We start from the raw sequence: 16,034 nt of genomic DNA on the forward strand, positions 1-16,034 counted from the left end.
TCAATAGCTCCATATCCAGTCGTGAAAACCGGAAACTAAGTTGGAAACAACAAAGTTAACCACGACAATGAAAAAAGCAGCCAGGTTCCAAGCAGCTAATTTGTAGCCGGAAATCCGCATCGACTTCTGTTGAAATAGATAGAACGCATAGGCGGCGAGCACAAAGAATGAATTAATCACCTTCGGATCATAGAGTAAATTGTGATTCCCCTCCAGGACAACCCAAACCACGCCAAGACTTAACGCCATCAGCAGCAAAGGAGCCCCGATAATGACGGAAAAATACGTATAATGCTCAATTTTCTCAAGCGAAGGCAATCGCATTACGGTTTGAGAAAACTTTTTAGCTTTTAACATATTGTGTAAAAACACATACATGCAAGAGAAGATTGCTGCAATGGAAAATGCCACGTAACTGCCGATCGCTAGGGAAATATGTATAAATAAGAGCTCATCGTTGACGTCCCAACCAGCTTTGATCGGCATGACATTCGGGTTTCCAAATATGTTTAAGGCGAGTATGGCGAAACCAAAAACGTTAACAAAAAACACGAATAATTCGATGCGGAAAAATCGGTTTACCAGCAAGGAAATTGAAACAATCAACCATGAGAACATAAATAGGACGTCTGTTCCGGCAAATGCCCATTCGGTTAAATGATTGTATAAATTAATTGCTAAATACGCGGTCTGCAGGACCCATACAAATAAAAGGAGCCCCGTCCCCATCCGTTTTGCACTTCGGTTCGCATTCGCGAAATCCGAAAAGTAAAACAATAGGCTCAGGGCATACATATAAATCATCGCATCAAACAACCAGCTACGAGTTACCATGGCACCTCTCCCAGGCGATTAGCGCCTTTATTCTCAAGATTTTGCCAGAATGTCAGCGGTTTGTAACCCGCGTACGGACAGTTTCTCTTCCAGAAGCTGTTTCGCTTCCTGCGCTTTCTGCCCGGCTTCCAGCTCTTGTGCTAATTGATTGGCTTGCTCTTGTTGTTCTAATGTCTCTTCCAGGGCAAATAATTTCGTGAAGAGGTCGAGTGCTTCTTCCCCATGGCGTTCTCCCGCCATTTCCTTAATACGCAGGATAGGGTCTCGCAGCACTTGGTTCACGATGCTTTTGGTTAATTTACGGATCACTTTAATTTCACGCTCATCGAGATCAGGCAGCTTATTCAGCATGCTCTCCATCGTCTCTTCGTGAATCTGGCTGGCTTTCGCCTGTAGAGCGTTAATCACCGGACTTACGCCAAGTGTCTTTGTCCACTGTTCAAACACACCGATTTCCGTTTCAATCATTGTCTCAATCTTGGCAGCTTCTTTCTTTCTCTCCTGCAAATGCTTATCAACGATATGCTCCAAGTCATCAATATCATACAGGAACACATTCGGCAGTTCGCTAATTTGTGGATCCAAATCACGAGGCACGGCAATATCCATCATGAACAGCGGGCGTGATTTTCTCTTTTGGACATAAGACTGAATATCATTTTTTGTTAAAACATAACCCGGAGCACCTGTCGAGGAGATAATAATATCCACCTCTGGCAAATACGAAGCCATTTTGTCCATGGTGCACGGAATACCGTTGAATTTATCCGCTAACTCGGCTGCACGCTCAAACGTACGGTTAACGACGATAACTTTGTTAGCCCCGTTCGCATACAAATGCTTAACCGTGAGCTCGCTCATCTTCCCGGCGCCGATAATCATAACGGTTTTATTGTTATATGTACCAAAAATCCGCTTACCGAGCTCCACAGCAGCATAAGAAACAGAAACCGGATTATTGCTAATGCCCGTTTCGGAATGCGCCTTTTTGGCTAAAGTAACGGATTGCTTAAACAACGTGTTGAAATAAGAACCCGTCGCTTTCATTTTTTGAGACGATAAAAAAGCTTCTTTGACCTGTCCTAGAATTTGGGTTTCCCCTATCACCATAGAATCTAAACCGCTGGTTACGCGGAATAAATGCTCAATCGCCTTCTCATTTTCATGCATATATAAATGTTTCTGAAACTGAGCCTTGGGAACTTGGAACCACCGCTCAATAAAATGTGTTAAATAATGATTGCACATCTGTGGTCGATCCACAACGGCGTAAATTTCCGTGCGATTGCAGGTGGCGACAATTACACATTCTAAGATGCTTTTTGTTTCTTTCAATTCCGCCAATGCGATCGGCAAATCTTGTTCGGAAAAAGCAAACTTCTCGCGAATTTCAACTGGAGCTGTTCGATAATTAAGACCAACTGTTACAATATGCAAGTGTACCACCTGCCCTTCTTTCATTTTCTATGAACATTATAGCACAGCAAACTATTCAATCCGACAAAATTTTTGAATAAATTATGAATGCTTCACTATGCTCGTTAGTTTTAACAGCATTCGGCTCGCCTATACCTGAATTGGCAAGAAGCCCATTTATTGAAGCAGTTTTTTGCGGAGAAAAGCCGTTAAATTGCTATCGAGCTCCGCCAGTTTCGTGTTTTGGGAAGACACAATATCTCCATTGGAGGCCATGATTTTCTCATATATCTCATACATGCTTTTATATTGCAGCCCGGCTTCTTTGAGCGTTTGCAGTTCATCAGGCTTTAGTGCCCGTTCACCGCCAATCTGGAGTCGCTGCAAGTACTGCGATAACTGTATCATACTGGACATGGGAGTGAGATAGGCCGATCCCCCTGCCGCCAGTACAAGACGTTCATGCGTATAGCCCGCAGAGTATAAAGCCTGCTGGCTCGCCGCCAGCTCATCTGTCGTTTTGCTTTGCGCGGCTTCCTCCAGGTAGCTCATTAAAAGTTCCATCTGAAATAACGAAACCTGATACAGCAGATGGGATGCGTCATGTTTTTCTTTATGATGGCCAAGCATTTGTGACAGCTGATAGATGGGCCAAATGATGAGAAACAGAACAATACAGTACAGGACTGCTTTTCTTGTTATTTTTCGTCTCACTGCGTTAACTCCCCGCTTCCCTTATTGGACATGTGCCGCAATAACATTGTATGGGAAGAAGGACAAACAAATAACCACGGATTTCTCCGTGGCCATCGTTATTGTTATGTGCAGAACCTTATTTCACAAGCTCTGCTAGCTTAATTTCAGGAGTTTCTACTTGCAATTCACCCATTCCGCGAACTAATTTCTTCGCATGGAATGTTTCTGGTTTCAATACGGATACCATAAAATCAATTGCTAATTGAGGGTCCACTGTCTCACCGCAAGTATAACAGTCAAGCGCGGCAAAACCTCTCTCAGGATAAGTGTGAATGGAGAGATGACTCTCGGACAACATAACAAGTACAGTTGCTCCTTGTGGTTCAAATTGCTTGGATTGTACAGATAGTACGGTTGCTCCGCATACCTCGGCAGCTTCTACCATCTGAGCCTGCAACCATTCTGCATTGTTCAGAAGTTCGAAATCTACCCCCCAAGTATCTACAGCAACGTGTCTTCCGAAAGTTGAGTATTCAGTTTCCATCTTTCGGTTCCCCCTTCCTAGGAATAAAATGTGTGTAAAAATTTCATCCGCTAGGACCTACGTCATTCACTTCCCGAGGGTATTATCTCTCGCAACATTCAATGTCCTGAGTGAATCCTGGTTCCTATATTGTTTCAACGAGAATAAAAATAACATCTATCGACGAGAAATGCAATAGTTTTTTTTGCCAAAGCCCTTCTCATCCGAGCACGCAATATCTAATCTATGTAGAAGGCGTTTAACTTGTTCATTCGGCTCAAAAAGTCGTAATTTGGACACAAAAAAGACCCTTAATCGGGTCTTCCATTTGCATGTATATGTGGTTGTTAAGCCTCCAAAATAAACAAACGATGTGTGAGCTCATTGAGGCGAGTGTCGATCTGCTGGTGTTCTCCTTGTTCCTGCACCATATTGCGCAAGTCTAGAAGATGATTAATTTGGTCGTAGATCATTTCGATCTCTTGTTCGACTTCTCTCTTTTGGAACATTTCTTGCATGAGGCCAATGGTATCTCGGAACTCATAAATGACCGTTATCAATTGCCCTTTAACTTCTTCAATCTTCACAACAGTACCGCGCTCATAGTAGTATACCATGGTATAGCTGGAATAAATTCGGTTTACCGTTGCGCTTCCTTTGAACTCTGATACAGCTTTTCGCATTAAATTAGCCAGTAAAGTATTACTTAATCTGCAGGATCCTGTACATTCATATAGGCCCGATTTCTTCTCAAATGATAGGACGATTTCTTGACCTGCACCATCTTGAAAAACAACTTCTTGATTGCCATTTTCCAAAACCTTCACTTGCAAAGTCACTTGATGGTCCACGAACATTTGAAAAAACCTGAACATCTCGGCTTCTGTTAACTGGAGGCAGGTCTTGACATATTCAGTCGCTAACCTTTGTGCCATAAAAATCCCTCGATTCTTTGTTTTCAAGCAATGAACAATTACCTTGTTTATTATTATACTACAAGCGGCATTAATATTCCTGCGTGCATTTCATGATAATCCGCCAAATATTCTGAAAAAACCAAGGAAATACGGAATGCCAGTAAATTTTCCCTAGAAAACCTCACTTTCCTGTATGCTTCTTCTTGATTTCCTCTCTCTTTTGGCATCTTACTCTCATATACACAAAAAACCGCCCTTTGAATCAGGACGGTTCTCGCTGGATTACTTCTTCGTTTGTTTCAATCGTTCCAGCCGGGGCTTCAGCTGCTTCCACTTCCGGCTCTCCATAAGCAATAGCTTGCTCCAGGATCCCCCACAGCTCGTCCTTCCCGAGCGTAAGCTCAGAAGAGAACATCAGAGGCTGAACGCCTTTATCCATTCCCAGTGTTTCTCGCACAATTTTAAGGTGTTTGGCCCATTGGCTTTTGGGAATCTTATCTGCTTTCGTTGCAACCACGAGAACAGGCACATCGTTATGTCTTAACCATTCATACATCGCTTGGTCATCCTTGGAAGGCGGATGTCTTAAATCCACCAACTGCATGACAAGACGCAACGTTTCGCGGTTCAATAAGTAATTCTCAATGAATTTTCCCCATTGTTCTCTTTTTGTTTTGGATACTTTGGCGTAACCATAACCGGGAAGATCAACAAAATATAAGTCCTGATTTACTTTATAATAGTTCAGTGTTTGGGTTTTACCCGGTTGGGAGCTGGTTCTTGCCAAGTTTTTGCGGGAGATCAAGCAGTTAATGAGCGAGGATTTCCCGACATTAGAACGCCCTGCCAGAGCAATCTCCGGCAAGGCATCCTCTGGATATTGGCTAGGTCCAACCGCACTGATGACAAACTCAGCTTGATTGACTTTCAAGAATGTTCAACTACTTTCTATGGTTATCCGACGTGAGCTGGCGGCCTATTCTTCACAAGTGCATGTTCGAGCACCTGATCCATATGGCTAACCGGTATAAAGGTCATCTCATCACGGACACTTTCTGGAATTTCAACGATATCTTTCTCATTATCCTGAGGCAGCAGAATGGTACGAATACCAGCACGATGTGCAGCGAGTGCCTTTTCTTTCAGTCCCCCGATTGGCAGCACGCGGCCGCGAAGTGTGATTTCGCCCGTCATTGCAACTGAGCGGGAAACCGGGATATTCGTCAAAGCCGAGATCAAGGCGGTTGCCATCGTTATCCCGGCGGAAGGACCGTCTTTGGGTATCGCACCCTCCGGAATGTGGATATGGATGTCATTCTTCTCGTGGAAGTCAGGTGCAATCCCAAGCACATCAGCGCGTGTTCGCGTATAGCTGAACGCTGCTTGTGCGGACTCCTTCATGACATCTCCGAGCTTACCTGTCAGCGTCAGCTTGCCTGTGCCTTGCATCACGGTCACTTCAATGACCAGCGTATCTCCGCCGACTTCCGTCCAGGCAAGCCCTGTGACCGCTCCGATCTGATCCTTCTCTTCCGCTACATTGTACCGGAACTTAACAGGACCCAAGTAGTCCTTCAGGTTCTCTTCCGTTACATGCACCGGCGTTGAAGGGTCGGACACGATTTTTTTGGCTGCCTTCCGGTTCATCCCGGCAACTTGCTGCTCTAGATTACGAACACCGGCTTCTCGTGTGTAATCACGGACGATTTTCATCAACGCTGCGTCATCAACGACAAGTTGATCTTCCTCTAAACCATGATCTCGCTTTTGCTTCGGCAGCAAATATTTCTTGGCTATCTGCATTTTCTCAATTTCCGTATAGCCCGGGATGTACAGAACCTCCATCCGATCTAACAAAGGACGCGGAATATTGTGCACAGCATTAGCGGTTGTGACGAACATGACGTTGGACAAGTCGAACGGAACTTCAATGAAATGATCACTAAAAGTGCTATTTTGCTCGGGATCCAGAACTTCCAACAGCGCTGATGCAGGATCACCGCGGAAATCCATGGCCATTTTATCGATTTCGTCTAATAAGAAAACGGGATTATTGGCTCCGGCATTTTTCATCCCCTGGATGATCCTGCCGGGCATAGCTCCAACATACGTGCGGCGATGGCCGCGGATCTCCGCTTCATCCCTGACACCGCCGAGCGAGATGCGGATAAATTGTCTGCCCATGGATCTTGCGATCGAGCGGGCGATGGACGTTTTACCGACCCCTGGCGGACCCACCAGACAAAGGATAGGACCTTTCAGCTTTTTGACCAGCTTCTGCACAGCCAAGTACTCCAGCACGCGTTCCTTCGGTTTCTCAAGCCCGAAATGATCCTCATTGAGAATGTCCTCGGCGAGGTTCAAATCAAGATCATCTACGGTCGATTTGGACCAAGGCAGCCCGAGCAGCCAATCAATGTAGTTGCGAATGACGCCGCCCTCTGCAGAGGTTGCCGGCATTTTCTCCAGACGGTCGATTTCTTTCTCGACCTTCTCACGCACCTTGTCAGGCAGCTCAGCTTCCGACAATTGACTCCGCAGCTCATCGACTTCGCCTGCGCGGCCTTCCTTATCGCCAAGTTCCTTCTGGATCGCTTTCATCTGCTCGCGAAGGTAGTATTCCTTCTGCGTTTTTTCCATCTGCTTTTTGACGCGTTGACTAATCTTGCGCTCCAGTTCAAGCACTTCTCGCTCATTGTTGAGAATATTCAGCATTTTCTCAAGCCGCTCACGCACATCCACGGTCTCCAAAATGTCTTGCTTATCCTTGATTTTGAGCGACAAATGACTGCAGATGACATCAGCTAAACGGCCTGGCTCATCGATATCGGATACAGCCGCGAGCGTCTCTGGTGTCACCTTTTTAGATAAATTGATATAATGCTCGAATTGGTTCAGGACGGTACGCATCAGCGCATCAATCTCTGGATCCGTTATTTCTTGCTCAGGCAGCTCTCTTGCCGTCACTTCGTAGTATTCATCATTCACGAGGTACTCTACAATCTCAGCACGCAACACGCCTTCTACCAAGACACGAATCGTTCCATTCGGCAGCTTCAGCATTTGCCGCACCTTAGCAATAGTCCCGATGCGATAAATATCTTCTTTGGAAGGCTCTTCAATGTTGATCTCAGATTGAGAGCAGAGGAGTATCATGCTGTCATCCACCATTGCCCGCTCTAATGCTTTAACCGACTTTTCCCGCCCTACATCCAGATGTAGAACCATGCTCGGATAAACCAGCAGTCCCCTTAGAGGCAATAGCGGCAATCTGCGCACCTTGATTTTTCCGGGTCCCATCCTCTGCACCTCCATATATAGGGAGCTCTGAGCCCTGCTCAAAGTCTCTCATTATTGTATTCATCCGTTGCCCTTTACATTTTATCAAAACTGCACAGAAAACACCAATTGGCACCTAACGCGGCATGTAAGGTAATTGCAGCTGAATTTAGGAATCAATCGTGTGCTGTGAATTCGCATGCAGAATCGGCAATGTCGATGAAGCAATTGTTCTTTCTGCGGCAAAAGGCAAAGGAATGACATTGTCATGAAGCTCAATTCCCAGTGCAGCACTCAAGACTTCCTCGATGGATTCCGCAGCAACGACCTCTACCCCTGGTAAATCAGCAAACATCTCCTGCCAATTTTCCTTCGGGATGATGACTTTGGTTGCTCCAGCTTGGAATGCGGCCTCCACTTTCGCGACTACACCGCCTACCGGTTTGACTTTCCCATGTATGCTCATTTCACCCGTCATGGCCAGTTTGTTATCGACAGGAATTCTGTGTATCGCAGATGCGATAGCTGTTGCCATTGAAATACCGGCAGAAGGCCCGTCAATCGGCACACCGCCGGGGAAGTTAATATGCAGATCATAATCGGAAGTGTTGAATCCGAGCTTGCGGAGGACTGTCAGCACGTTTTCTACAGAGCCGCGAGCCATGCTTTTTCGGCGAATTGTCCGTGATCCTCCTCCCATTTCTTCTTCATCCACCACACCTGTGATGTTGAATTTCCCTGTACCTGCGACGGCGATTGGAATAGCTGATACTTCAATCTCAAGCAAGGTACCCAAATTAGGACCATAAACAGCTAACCCGTTAACAAATCCAACTTGCGGTTGGGCAGGTACTTTGCGTTCAGGTCTGGGAGGGATTTGTGATGAATTTACAACCCATTCTATGTCGGAAGCCGTAATTTCATCTCTTTTATCCGATAAAGCGATACCGGCTGCAAGTTGAATAACGTTCACAGCTTCCCGGCCGTTCGTTGCATACTTCATGACAACCCCGACGGCAGCTTCGCATTTCTTAAAGCCGATCTTATCCAAAGCTTTGCGTGCAATCTCTCCAACTTCTTCCGGTAAAAGAGGGCGGAAAAAGATTTCCAGACACCGTGACCGAATAGCTGGTGGAATCTCGCTTGGCGTACGGGTCGTAGCCCCCACTAAACGGAAATCCGCAGGAAGGCCATTTTGAAATATATCATGGATATAACCTGGAATATTCGTATCTTCCGAGCTGTAATACGCGCTCTCAAGAAATACTTTACGGTCTTCCAGCACCTTTAATAATTTGTTCATTTGCGTTGGGTGCAATTCACCGATTTCATCGATGAACAGAATGCCCCCATGCGCCTTGGTCACTGCGCCTGGCTTCGGCTGCGGAATTCCCGCAACGCCCATTGCGCCTGCACCTTGATAAATTGGATCGTGAACAGAACCGATTAAGGGATCGGCAATCCCTCTCTCATCGAAGCGAGCTGTTGTCGCATCAATCTCCGTGAATTTAGAATCCGCCCGGAAAGGAGATTCCTGATTTTTCTTCGCTTCCTCCAACACGACGCGGGCAGCAGCTGTTTTACCGACACCCGGAGGCCCATAAATGAGAACATGCTGTGGATTAGCGCCGCACAGAGCGGCCTTCAAAGCCTTCAAGCCTTCCACTTGGCCAACAATATCCTGCATGGAGGAAGGTCTCGTTTTCTCCGATAACGGCTTTGTCAGTGATATGGATCTAAGCTTTCTGAGCTTCTCCAATTCTTTTCTGGATTCTCTATCGACAGCAGTCCGATTCGTCTGTTGGTTACGCAGTAAATTCCAGAAATACAGCCCGATAACAACCGCAAAAAACACTTGAATTACCATTAAAATAATACTTAGACTCATTGTCATGCCTCCTTAGTAAAACCTTAGCGATAACTTCCATTATTCCCGTGTAAAAGAAGGTTAATCCAATCCATGCAAACTTTTGATTGACGTATGTAAGCTCCCTTTATGAAGAAGGATAAGAGATGACCTTTCATGCAAAAGGATGTGGCATTTTGAAGCGCTTATTGACAATCGTCCTTCTTTTTCTGTGCCTCCTCGCAGCAGCAGGCTCTGATGCTTATGCTTTTGCAGGAAACCCCCTGCTCCCTTATGCCGATATCATTATTGATGTAGGCCACGGCGGTGTTGATTCCGGAGCTAAATACGGCAAATACCAAGAAAAAGATATGAACTTAGCAATCTCTAAAAAGACTTACAAACTACTTCAGAAAAAAGGCTACCGTGTCATTATCAACCGAACCGATGATTATGCCTTGAGCCAAGATAATAAATGGTCCTATGGAGGAAGACATCGCAAAGATTTGGCACAGCGATCCGGAATAGCCAACACGATTAAGCCTAAAATGATGCTCAGCATGCATATTAACTGGTCGGGCAAACCAAATCGGCGAGGACCTCTTGTTTTTCACCAAAATCGATCTGAAAGTATCCTGTTTGCCAATTTGCTGCAAAACTCGCTTAATCGTGTGTACGGCTCAAAGGAACTGCCTATTCTCGGAAAAAAATATTATGTGCTTCGAAACACCAAATACCCGGCCGTTATCGTGGAGTTCGGATTTATTTCAAATAAATCCGATCGCAAGCTGTTGAATAGCTCTCACCATCAAGCCAAACTCGCGGATGCCGTTGCCCGGGCTGTGGATGAATACTTTGGGATGGTCAATAATCCTACTATCTCGCGTTAAGATTCACCGTTTGTGAAAGAGGAACAAAGGTTGCTTCCTTTTGAATCGTTGGAATGGCCTCCTTGATGACTTGAGCTGTTTTCTTCCCAGGAGGGCCAACATGTCCAATGGCAATAACCAAATCTCTGTCTTTCACAAACTTCTTAAACTTTACCATCTGCTTGCTAATGTGGCTGTAGGTATAGAGGTCGTCAAAAAACAGCTGATTTTCCGAAAATGGAACGCCCTTCTGGCCCGCCAATTTCCCAATCAAGCTATGCGGTGTCGTGCGGCTGTCCAATAAAATAAGATTTTTCTCTTTACAGATATCAACGAGAATATTCATAACTCTTTCATCGGCTGTCGCTTTAGAGCCCATATGATTATTGATCCCTATCGCATAAGGGACATCCTCTATTGCCGCTACGATCCGCTTATGAATCTCATCACTGGATAAGTCCGTTGTAATGGCTCCCGGGCCAAGCCAACTCTTCTTACCTCGCACTGGCTCCATAGGCAGGTGCAGGATGACCTCATGGCCTTTGTCATGCGCTAGTTGAGCGTCTTGCTTGGTAGAGGGCAGAAATGGCATCACAGCTACAGTGAAAGGAATGGGCAAATTCAACATTTCCGTGGTGCCATCCATATTGTTGCCAAAGTCATCAATGACAATGGCTACCTTTTTCGTCTTTGATTCAGCAGCAGGCTGATTGGGGTTCAGGCTATCAGCAGCGCCTGAATGTACGGGCAGCAGGAACAGCGAAATCCCCATCGTAACTGCCAAGGAAATTCGACGTGTTGCAGCGTTCTTTTTTAACAAAATCATGGTCATTCTCCTTCATCCATAGTAAAACTTGCGCGAATTGAGCAAGCTTTCCAGTTCTCTCATTATGCTTCTCTTGCGCCCCAAATATGCGTGCGTTGAATAACAAAAAGCCGTCAAGATCCCTTACAAGGGTTCTTAACGGCTTTCCTTATGTTAAAGAAAAATTAGTGCTTACGACCAGGAATGACGCCTGTTTCTTCATAGGCTTTGACGATGATATCAATTTCTTTCTTCAACTCATCGAGCAGTTCTGCTTCCGGCACCTTACGAATCATTTCTCCATAGCGGAACAGCATGCCTTCACCACGAGCGCCTGCAATCCCGATATCTGCCTCACGAGCCTCTCCAGGACCGTTTACGGCACAACCTAAAACAGATACTTTAATTGGCACCTTAATCTTGGCAATGTAGTCCTCTACCTCGTTAGCGATCGAGAACAAGTCAATGTCAAGACGTCCGCAAGTCGGGCAGGATACCAGCGTTGCCGCGTTCGTAATTAACCCGAACGTTTTGAGAAGCTCACGCGCCACTTTAATCTCTTCAACCGGATCCGCACTAAGCGAAATACGAAGCGTGTTCCCGATGCCCATGTTGAGAAGCGTTCCAATACCCGCGGCACTTTTCACTGCGCCCGTAAAGAGCGTTCCCGCTTCCGTAATGCCAAGGTGAAGTGGGTAGTTAAAAGCTTTCGCAGCTTGTGAATAAGCGGCAATCGCCATCGGTACATCAGAAGCTTTGAGAGAGACGATGATATCTTGAAAATCTAATTCTTCTAGAATGTTGATATGAAATAAGGCACTTTCCACCATAGCTTCCGGCGTCGGATAACCATACTTCTCCAGAAGATGGTTCTCAAGCGAACCTGCATTCACACCGATTCGAATGGGAATCCCGCGCTCTTTACAAGCCTTAACTACCGCTTCAACCTTCTCGCGGCGACCGATATTGCCCGGGTTAATCCGCACTTTATCGATCCCGTTCTCAATTGCAGCAAGCGCTAGACGATGGTCAAAATGAATATCGGAAACTAGCGGAATATGGATCTGTTTCTTAATTTCTTTAATCGCTTCAGCGGCTTCCTTATTGTTCACGGTTACGCGAACCAATTGGCAGCCTGCTTCTTCCAGACGAAGAATTTCAGCAACAGTGGCTTTTACATCCGCTGTTTTCGTCGTACACATGCTTTGCATGATGACTTCATTGCTGCCGCCGATGGTCAAATCGCCTACTCGAACGGGCCGCGTATCTTTTCTATGGAACATTATGGTTTCTCTCCCCATGACACCAAACATCCTCCGCTCCAATTTCCTGTATAAGGAAACCGGATTGGAGGCTGTGTGTTCGTTAATGAAATTATGGGTTACGCACTTTCTTCTTTTTTCTTACCTGATGCTTGTGAACCGTCTTTCGATGTCAGCACAGGCGTTAGCTTGTTCTGAACAGTCTCCTTAGAAACTACACAAGAAGAGACATCGGTTCTTGAAGGGACTTCAAACATCACGTCAAGCATAATGCTTTCGATGATTGCTCTCAGACCGCGCGCGCCGGTATTCCGTTTAATCGCTTCTTTCGCAATGGCGTCAAGCGCCTCTGCGTCGAATTCGAGTGAAACGTTATCCATTTCGAGCATCTTCTGGTATTGTTTCACGAGCGCATTTTTCGGCTCGGAAAGAATACGAACCAGTGCTGCTTCATCCAGCGGCTCTAGGGTAGAGATAACCGGCAGACGGCCTACGAATTCCGGAATCAATCCGAATCTGAGCAGGTCTTCTGGAAGTACCATGGACAGGTACTCGCCCGGTTTCAAATCTACTTTAGCTCCGTCTGTGCTGAAGCCGATCACTTTTTTACCGATTCTGCGTTTAATAATTTGCTCCAGACCGTCAAAAGCTCCGCCGCAAATAAACAGAATGTTGGTTGTGTCGATTTGAATAAACTCTTGATGAGGGTGCTTACGTCCGCCTTGCGGAGGAACTGATGCAACCGTACCTTCAAGAATTTTGAGCAAAGCTTGCTGAACGCCTTCACCAGAAACGTCTCTAGTAATAGACGGGTTCTCGGATTTGCGTGCTACTTTATCGATCTCATCGATGTAGATAATGCCGCGTTCTGCTTTCTCCACATCGTAATCTGCAGCTTGAATCAGTTTGAGCAAAATGTTCTCAACGTCTTCCCCTACATAACCTGCTTCCGTCAATGAAGTTGCGTCCGCGATAGCGAAAGGAACATTCAAGATTTTGGCAAGCGTTTGTGCAAGAAGTGTTTTACCGCTTCCTGTTGGTCCTAGAAGAACGATGTTACTTTTTTGAAGCTCAACATCTTCCAGTTTATTTTGCGAATTGATACGCTTGTAGTGATTATAAACCGCTACAGCAAGTGATTTCTTCGCTTGTTCTTGCCCGATGACGTACTGGTCCAAAATGTTGCGGATTTCCTTCGGTTTCGGAACATCCTTCAGATCCAGTTCTTCTTCGTGGCCTAGTTCTTCTTCCACAATCTCCGTGCAAAGCTCTATACATTCATCACAAATGTAAACTCCCGGACCTGCAACAAGCTTGCGAACTTGGTCTTGGGATTTTCCACAAAAGGAACATTTGAGTTGGCCTTTTTCATCGTTAAATTTAAACATGGGATCACTCCTTTATTTCAAGTCGTTTCGAGTGATAACCTCGTCGATTAACCCGTATGCCTTCGCTTCTTCAGCGCTCATAAAGTTATCCCGGTCGGTGTCTCTTTCGATCTTTTCAAGCGGCTGTCCCGTACGATCCACATAAATCTGGTTGAGTTTTTGTTTCGTTTTGATAATCCAATCCGCGTGAATCTTAATATCGGTCGCTTGACCTCTTACACCGCCGAGCGGTTGGTGAATCATAACTTCAGCATTCGGCAGCGCGTATCGCTTGCCTTTGGCGCCCGCTGTTAACAGCAGGGAACCCATACTTGCAGCCATACCTACACAAATCGTAGATACATCCGGTTTAATAAATTGCATGGTATCGAAGATACCCATTCCAGCTGTTACAGATCCACCTGGTGAGTTGATATATAAGTGGATATCCTTTTCGGGATCCTGAGCAGATAAAAAAAGCAGCTGGGCAATGACCAAATTAGCCACATCATCATCAATGGCAGTCCCAATGAAAATAATGCGGTCCTTAAGTAGACGCGAGTAGATGTCGTAAGAGCGTTCCCCACGTGCCTCTTGTTCAACAACCATAGGAATAAGACTCATTGTACCAACTCCTTTTGTGGCCAAAGCCATGTTTTCCAAATTGGGATTCAGTAACAGTTTAACATGTTTGAGCAGCAAAGTCATTTTTTCAGAAGACTGCTATGTATTCAATGGATTTCTTATGTTTGTAGGCAGTTTGTGGCTAAAATAGGGTAAAAGAAAGGCACGTTGCTTACGTACGTGCCTTTACTTACCTTATTTATACTGCTGCGGAAACATGCTTGCTATTTTCAAGCAAGAAGTCAACCGTTTTTCTAATCACAAGATCATTGCTCAGACCATCTAGGCTGCCGTTAGAAGCAAACAGCTCACGAAGTTCTGCCGTTGATTTTTGGTAGGATGGTGCATATTTCTCAAGTTCCGCGTCAACTTCTTCGTCGGATACTGTGATGTTTTCTGCAGCTGCAATGGCTTCAAGAACAAGGTTGTTACGAACACGCTTCTCAGCATCTTCTCTCATTTGATCTTTCAGCACGCTCTCGTTTTGACCGGAGAACTGGAAGTAAATCTCAAGCGTCATGCCTTGGGAGCGAAGACGTCTTTCGAATTCTTTCACCATTACATCAAGTTCTGCTTCTACCATGGATGCTGGAATTTCAACATCAGCGTTAGCCGCAGCCTTATCAACAACAGCTGTTTCCAGAGCAGCTTCTGAATCTTTTGTTTTGCGCTCTTGAAGGCGAGTTTTCAATTCTTCTTTGTACTCAACAAGTGTGTCGAACTCGCTTACGTCTTTAGCGAACTCATCATCAAGTTCTGGCAAGTTTTTGCGTTTGATGTCGTGAATTTTCACTTTAAACACAGCCGCTTTGCCTTTCAGATCTTCGGAGTGGTAATCCTCAGGGAAAGAAACGTTAACATCTTTCTCTTCGCCTTTACCAAGTCCTACAAGCTGCTCCTCGAAACCTGGAATGAAGGAGTTGGAGCCAAGCTCAAGGGAGTACTTCTCTGCTTTTCCACCTTCGAATGCTTCGCCATCAACGAAACCTTCGAAATCAAGAACAACTACATCGCCGTTAGCTGCTTGTCCTTCTTCAAGAACAACCAATTCAGCATGACGTTGTTGCAGACGGGAAAGCTCGCTGTCCAGTTCTTCGTCCGTTACGTTAGCATCTACAGCTTCAACTTCGATGCCTTTGTAATCGCCAAGCGTTACTTCCGGTTTAACAGTAACCTTCGCTTTGAATTTAAGAACTTGTCCTTTGCCGAATTGCTCTACGTCTACTTCTGGACGATCAACAGGCTCGATTTTAACCTCTTCAATCGCTTGTACGTAAACTTCTGGCAAAATGATGTCTAGTGCATCTTGGTATAGGCTTTCTACACCAAATTTAGCTTCAAAGATTGAACGTGGCACTTTCCCTTTACGGAAACCTGGTACATTTACTTTCGCGGATACTTTTTTGAAAGCTTTATCCAATGCATCTGCGACGCGCTCTGCGCCAACTTCCACTTCAAGAACGCCTACGTTCTTCTCTATTTTTTCCCAACTTGCTTTCATTTTATGCTTTCCCCTTCCAAAAATGTACGATGACATATTTTCACGTTACGCTCATTATAACCATTCTATTATAACATATAACAAATTCATTTCAA

The 16,034-nt window shown here is 45.3% G+C and carries 14 protein-coding genes; 1 reads left to right on the forward strand and 13 read right to left on the reverse strand.

Annotated elements, in window-relative coordinates; all coding sequences use genetic code 11:
* The 8 genes from ccsA to lonB form a co-directional block, all read right to left on the reverse strand.
* Window positions 1–834, reverse strand: coding sequence for a cytochrome c biogenesis protein CcsA (ccsA, locus tag GON05_RS11515; RefSeq protein WP_127455285.1), 834 nt, complete (start codon window positions 832–834; stop codon window positions 1–3).
* A gap of 33 nt (window positions 835–867) precedes the next feature.
* A complete protein-coding gene (gene hemA / locus GON05_RS11520; protein ID WP_127455284.1) occupies window positions 868–2,271 on the reverse strand; it encodes a glutamyl-tRNA reductase in 1,404 nt (467 codons plus the stop codon).
* 156 nt (window positions 2,272–2,427) lie between these two features.
* Window positions 2,428–2,964: an S-adenosylmethionine decarboxylase gene (locus GON05_RS38815; RefSeq protein ID WP_181646271.1), complete on the reverse strand. Its 537-nt coding sequence runs from the start codon at window positions 2,962–2,964 to the stop codon at window positions 2,428–2,430.
* 118 nt (window positions 2,965–3,082) lie between these two features.
* Window positions 3,083–3,490 carry an adenosylmethionine decarboxylase gene (speD, locus tag GON05_RS11530; protein WP_127455282.1) on the reverse strand — a complete coding sequence of 136 codons (408 nt, stop codon included), beginning with the start codon at window positions 3,488–3,490 and terminating at the stop codon, window positions 3,083–3,085.
* Window positions 3,491–3,816: 326 nt separating this feature from the next.
* The gene (locus GON05_RS11535; protein ID WP_157319233.1) at window positions 3,817–4,404 is read right to left on the reverse strand and encodes a non-ribosomal peptide synthetase module; all 588 of its coding nucleotides are present in this window, start codon (window positions 4,402–4,404) and stop codon (window positions 3,817–3,819) included.
* A gap of 244 nt (window positions 4,405–4,648) precedes the next feature.
* The gene (yihA, locus tag GON05_RS11545) at window positions 4,649–5,317 is read right to left on the reverse strand and encodes a ribosome biogenesis GTP-binding protein YihA/YsxC (RefSeq protein ID WP_127455280.1); all 669 of its coding nucleotides are present in this window, start codon (window positions 5,315–5,317) and stop codon (window positions 4,649–4,651) included.
* A gap of 23 nt (window positions 5,318–5,340) precedes the next feature.
* Window positions 5,341–7,686 carry an endopeptidase La gene (gene lon / locus GON05_RS11550; RefSeq protein ID WP_157319235.1) on the reverse strand — a complete coding sequence of 782 codons (2,346 nt, stop codon included), beginning with the start codon at window positions 7,684–7,686 and terminating at the stop codon, window positions 5,341–5,343.
* A 148-nt stretch (window positions 7,687–7,834) separates the two neighbouring features.
* On the reverse strand, window positions 7,835–9,553 hold the full coding sequence (lonB, locus tag GON05_RS11555) for an ATP-dependent protease LonB (protein ID WP_174806792.1): 1,719 nt from the start codon (window positions 9,551–9,553) through the stop codon (window positions 7,835–7,837).
* Between the two features lie 155 nt (window positions 9,554–9,708).
* Here lonB and GON05_RS11560 point away from each other — a divergent pair, with 155 nt between their 5' ends.
* Complete coding sequence (locus GON05_RS11560; protein WP_157319236.1) at window positions 9,709–10,401, forward strand: N-acetylmuramoyl-L-alanine amidase family protein; 693 nt, start codon at window positions 9,709–9,711, stop codon at window positions 10,399–10,401.
* Here GON05_RS11560 and GON05_RS11565 read toward each other — a convergent pair.
* The 5 genes from GON05_RS11565 to tig all read right to left on the reverse strand — a co-directional run bounded on the left by GON05_RS11565 (window position 10,388) and on the right by tig (window position 15,939).
* Window positions 10,388–11,206, reverse strand: a complete 819-nt coding sequence (locus GON05_RS11565) for a divergent polysaccharide deacetylase family protein (protein WP_397369546.1) — start codon at window positions 11,204–11,206, stop codon at window positions 10,388–10,390. The genes GON05_RS11560 and GON05_RS11565 overlap by 14 nt on opposite strands.
* A 164-nt stretch (window positions 11,207–11,370) precedes the next feature.
* Window positions 11,371–12,468, reverse strand: coding sequence for a flavodoxin-dependent (E)-4-hydroxy-3-methylbut-2-enyl-diphosphate synthase (gene ispG / locus GON05_RS11570; protein ID WP_127455275.1), 1,098 nt, complete (start codon window positions 12,466–12,468; stop codon window positions 11,371–11,373).
* Between the two features lie 98 nt (window positions 12,469–12,566).
* Window positions 12,567–13,835 carry an ATP-dependent protease ATP-binding subunit ClpX gene (gene clpX, locus GON05_RS11575; RefSeq protein ID WP_157319238.1) on the reverse strand — a complete coding sequence of 423 codons (1,269 nt, stop codon included), beginning with the start codon at window positions 13,833–13,835 and terminating at the stop codon, window positions 12,567–12,569.
* A 12-nt stretch (window positions 13,836–13,847) separates the two neighbouring features.
* Entirely contained in the window at window positions 13,848–14,438 is a 591-nt protein-coding gene (gene clpP / locus GON05_RS11580) for an ATP-dependent Clp endopeptidase proteolytic subunit ClpP (protein ID WP_127455273.1), read from the reverse strand.
* Between the two features lie 199 nt (window positions 14,439–14,637).
* Window positions 14,638–15,939: a trigger factor gene (gene tig / locus GON05_RS11585; RefSeq protein ID WP_157319239.1), complete on the reverse strand. Its 1,302-nt coding sequence runs from the start codon at window positions 15,937–15,939 to the stop codon at window positions 14,638–14,640.
* Window positions 15,940–16,034: the final 95 nt, after the last annotated feature.

Source organism: Paenibacillus anseongensis, from assembly GCF_009757995.1.
Classification (GTDB): domain Bacteria; phylum Bacillota; class Bacilli; order Paenibacillales; family NBRC-103111; genus Paenibacillus_E; species Paenibacillus_E chondroitinus.

What these genes read in the sequence shown, in the direction of transcription:
- ccsA (WP_127455285.1), bottom strand. Translation starts at nt 834, where the DNA reads ATGGTAACTCGTAGCTGGTTGTTTGATGCGATGATTTATATGTATGCC.
- speD (WP_127455282.1), bottom strand. Translation starts at nt 3,490, where the DNA reads ATGGAAACTGAATACTCAACTTTCGGAAGACACGTTGCTGTAGATACT.
- GON05_RS11535 (WP_157319233.1), bottom strand. Translation starts at nt 4,404, where the DNA reads ATGGCACAAAGGTTAGCGACTGAATATGTCAAGACCTGCCTCCAGTTA.
- lon (WP_157319235.1), bottom strand. Translation starts at nt 7,686, where the DNA reads ATGGGACCCGGAAAAATCAAGGTGCGCAGATTGCCGCTATTGCCTCTA.
- lonB (WP_174806792.1), bottom strand. Translation starts at nt 9,553, where the DNA reads ATGAGTCTAAGTATTATTTTAATGGTAATTCAAGTGTTTTTTGCGGTT.
- GON05_RS11565 (WP_397369546.1), bottom strand. Translation starts at nt 11,206, where the DNA reads ATGATTTTGTTAAAAAAGAACGCTGCAACACGTCGAATTTCCTTGGCA.
- ispG (WP_127455275.1), bottom strand. Translation starts at nt 12,468, where the DNA reads ATGTTCCATAGAAAAGATACGCGGCCCGTTCGAGTAGGCGATTTGACC.
- clpX (WP_157319238.1), bottom strand. Translation starts at nt 13,835, where the DNA reads ATGTTTAAATTTAACGATGAAAAAGGCCAACTCAAATGTTCCTTTTGT.
- clpP (WP_127455273.1), bottom strand. Translation starts at nt 14,438, where the DNA reads ATGAGTCTTATTCCTATGGTTGTTGAACAAGAGGCACGTGGGGAACGC.
- tig (WP_157319239.1), bottom strand. Translation starts at nt 15,939, where the DNA reads ATGAAAGCAAGTTGGGAAAAAATAGAGAAGAACGTAGGCGTTCTTGAA.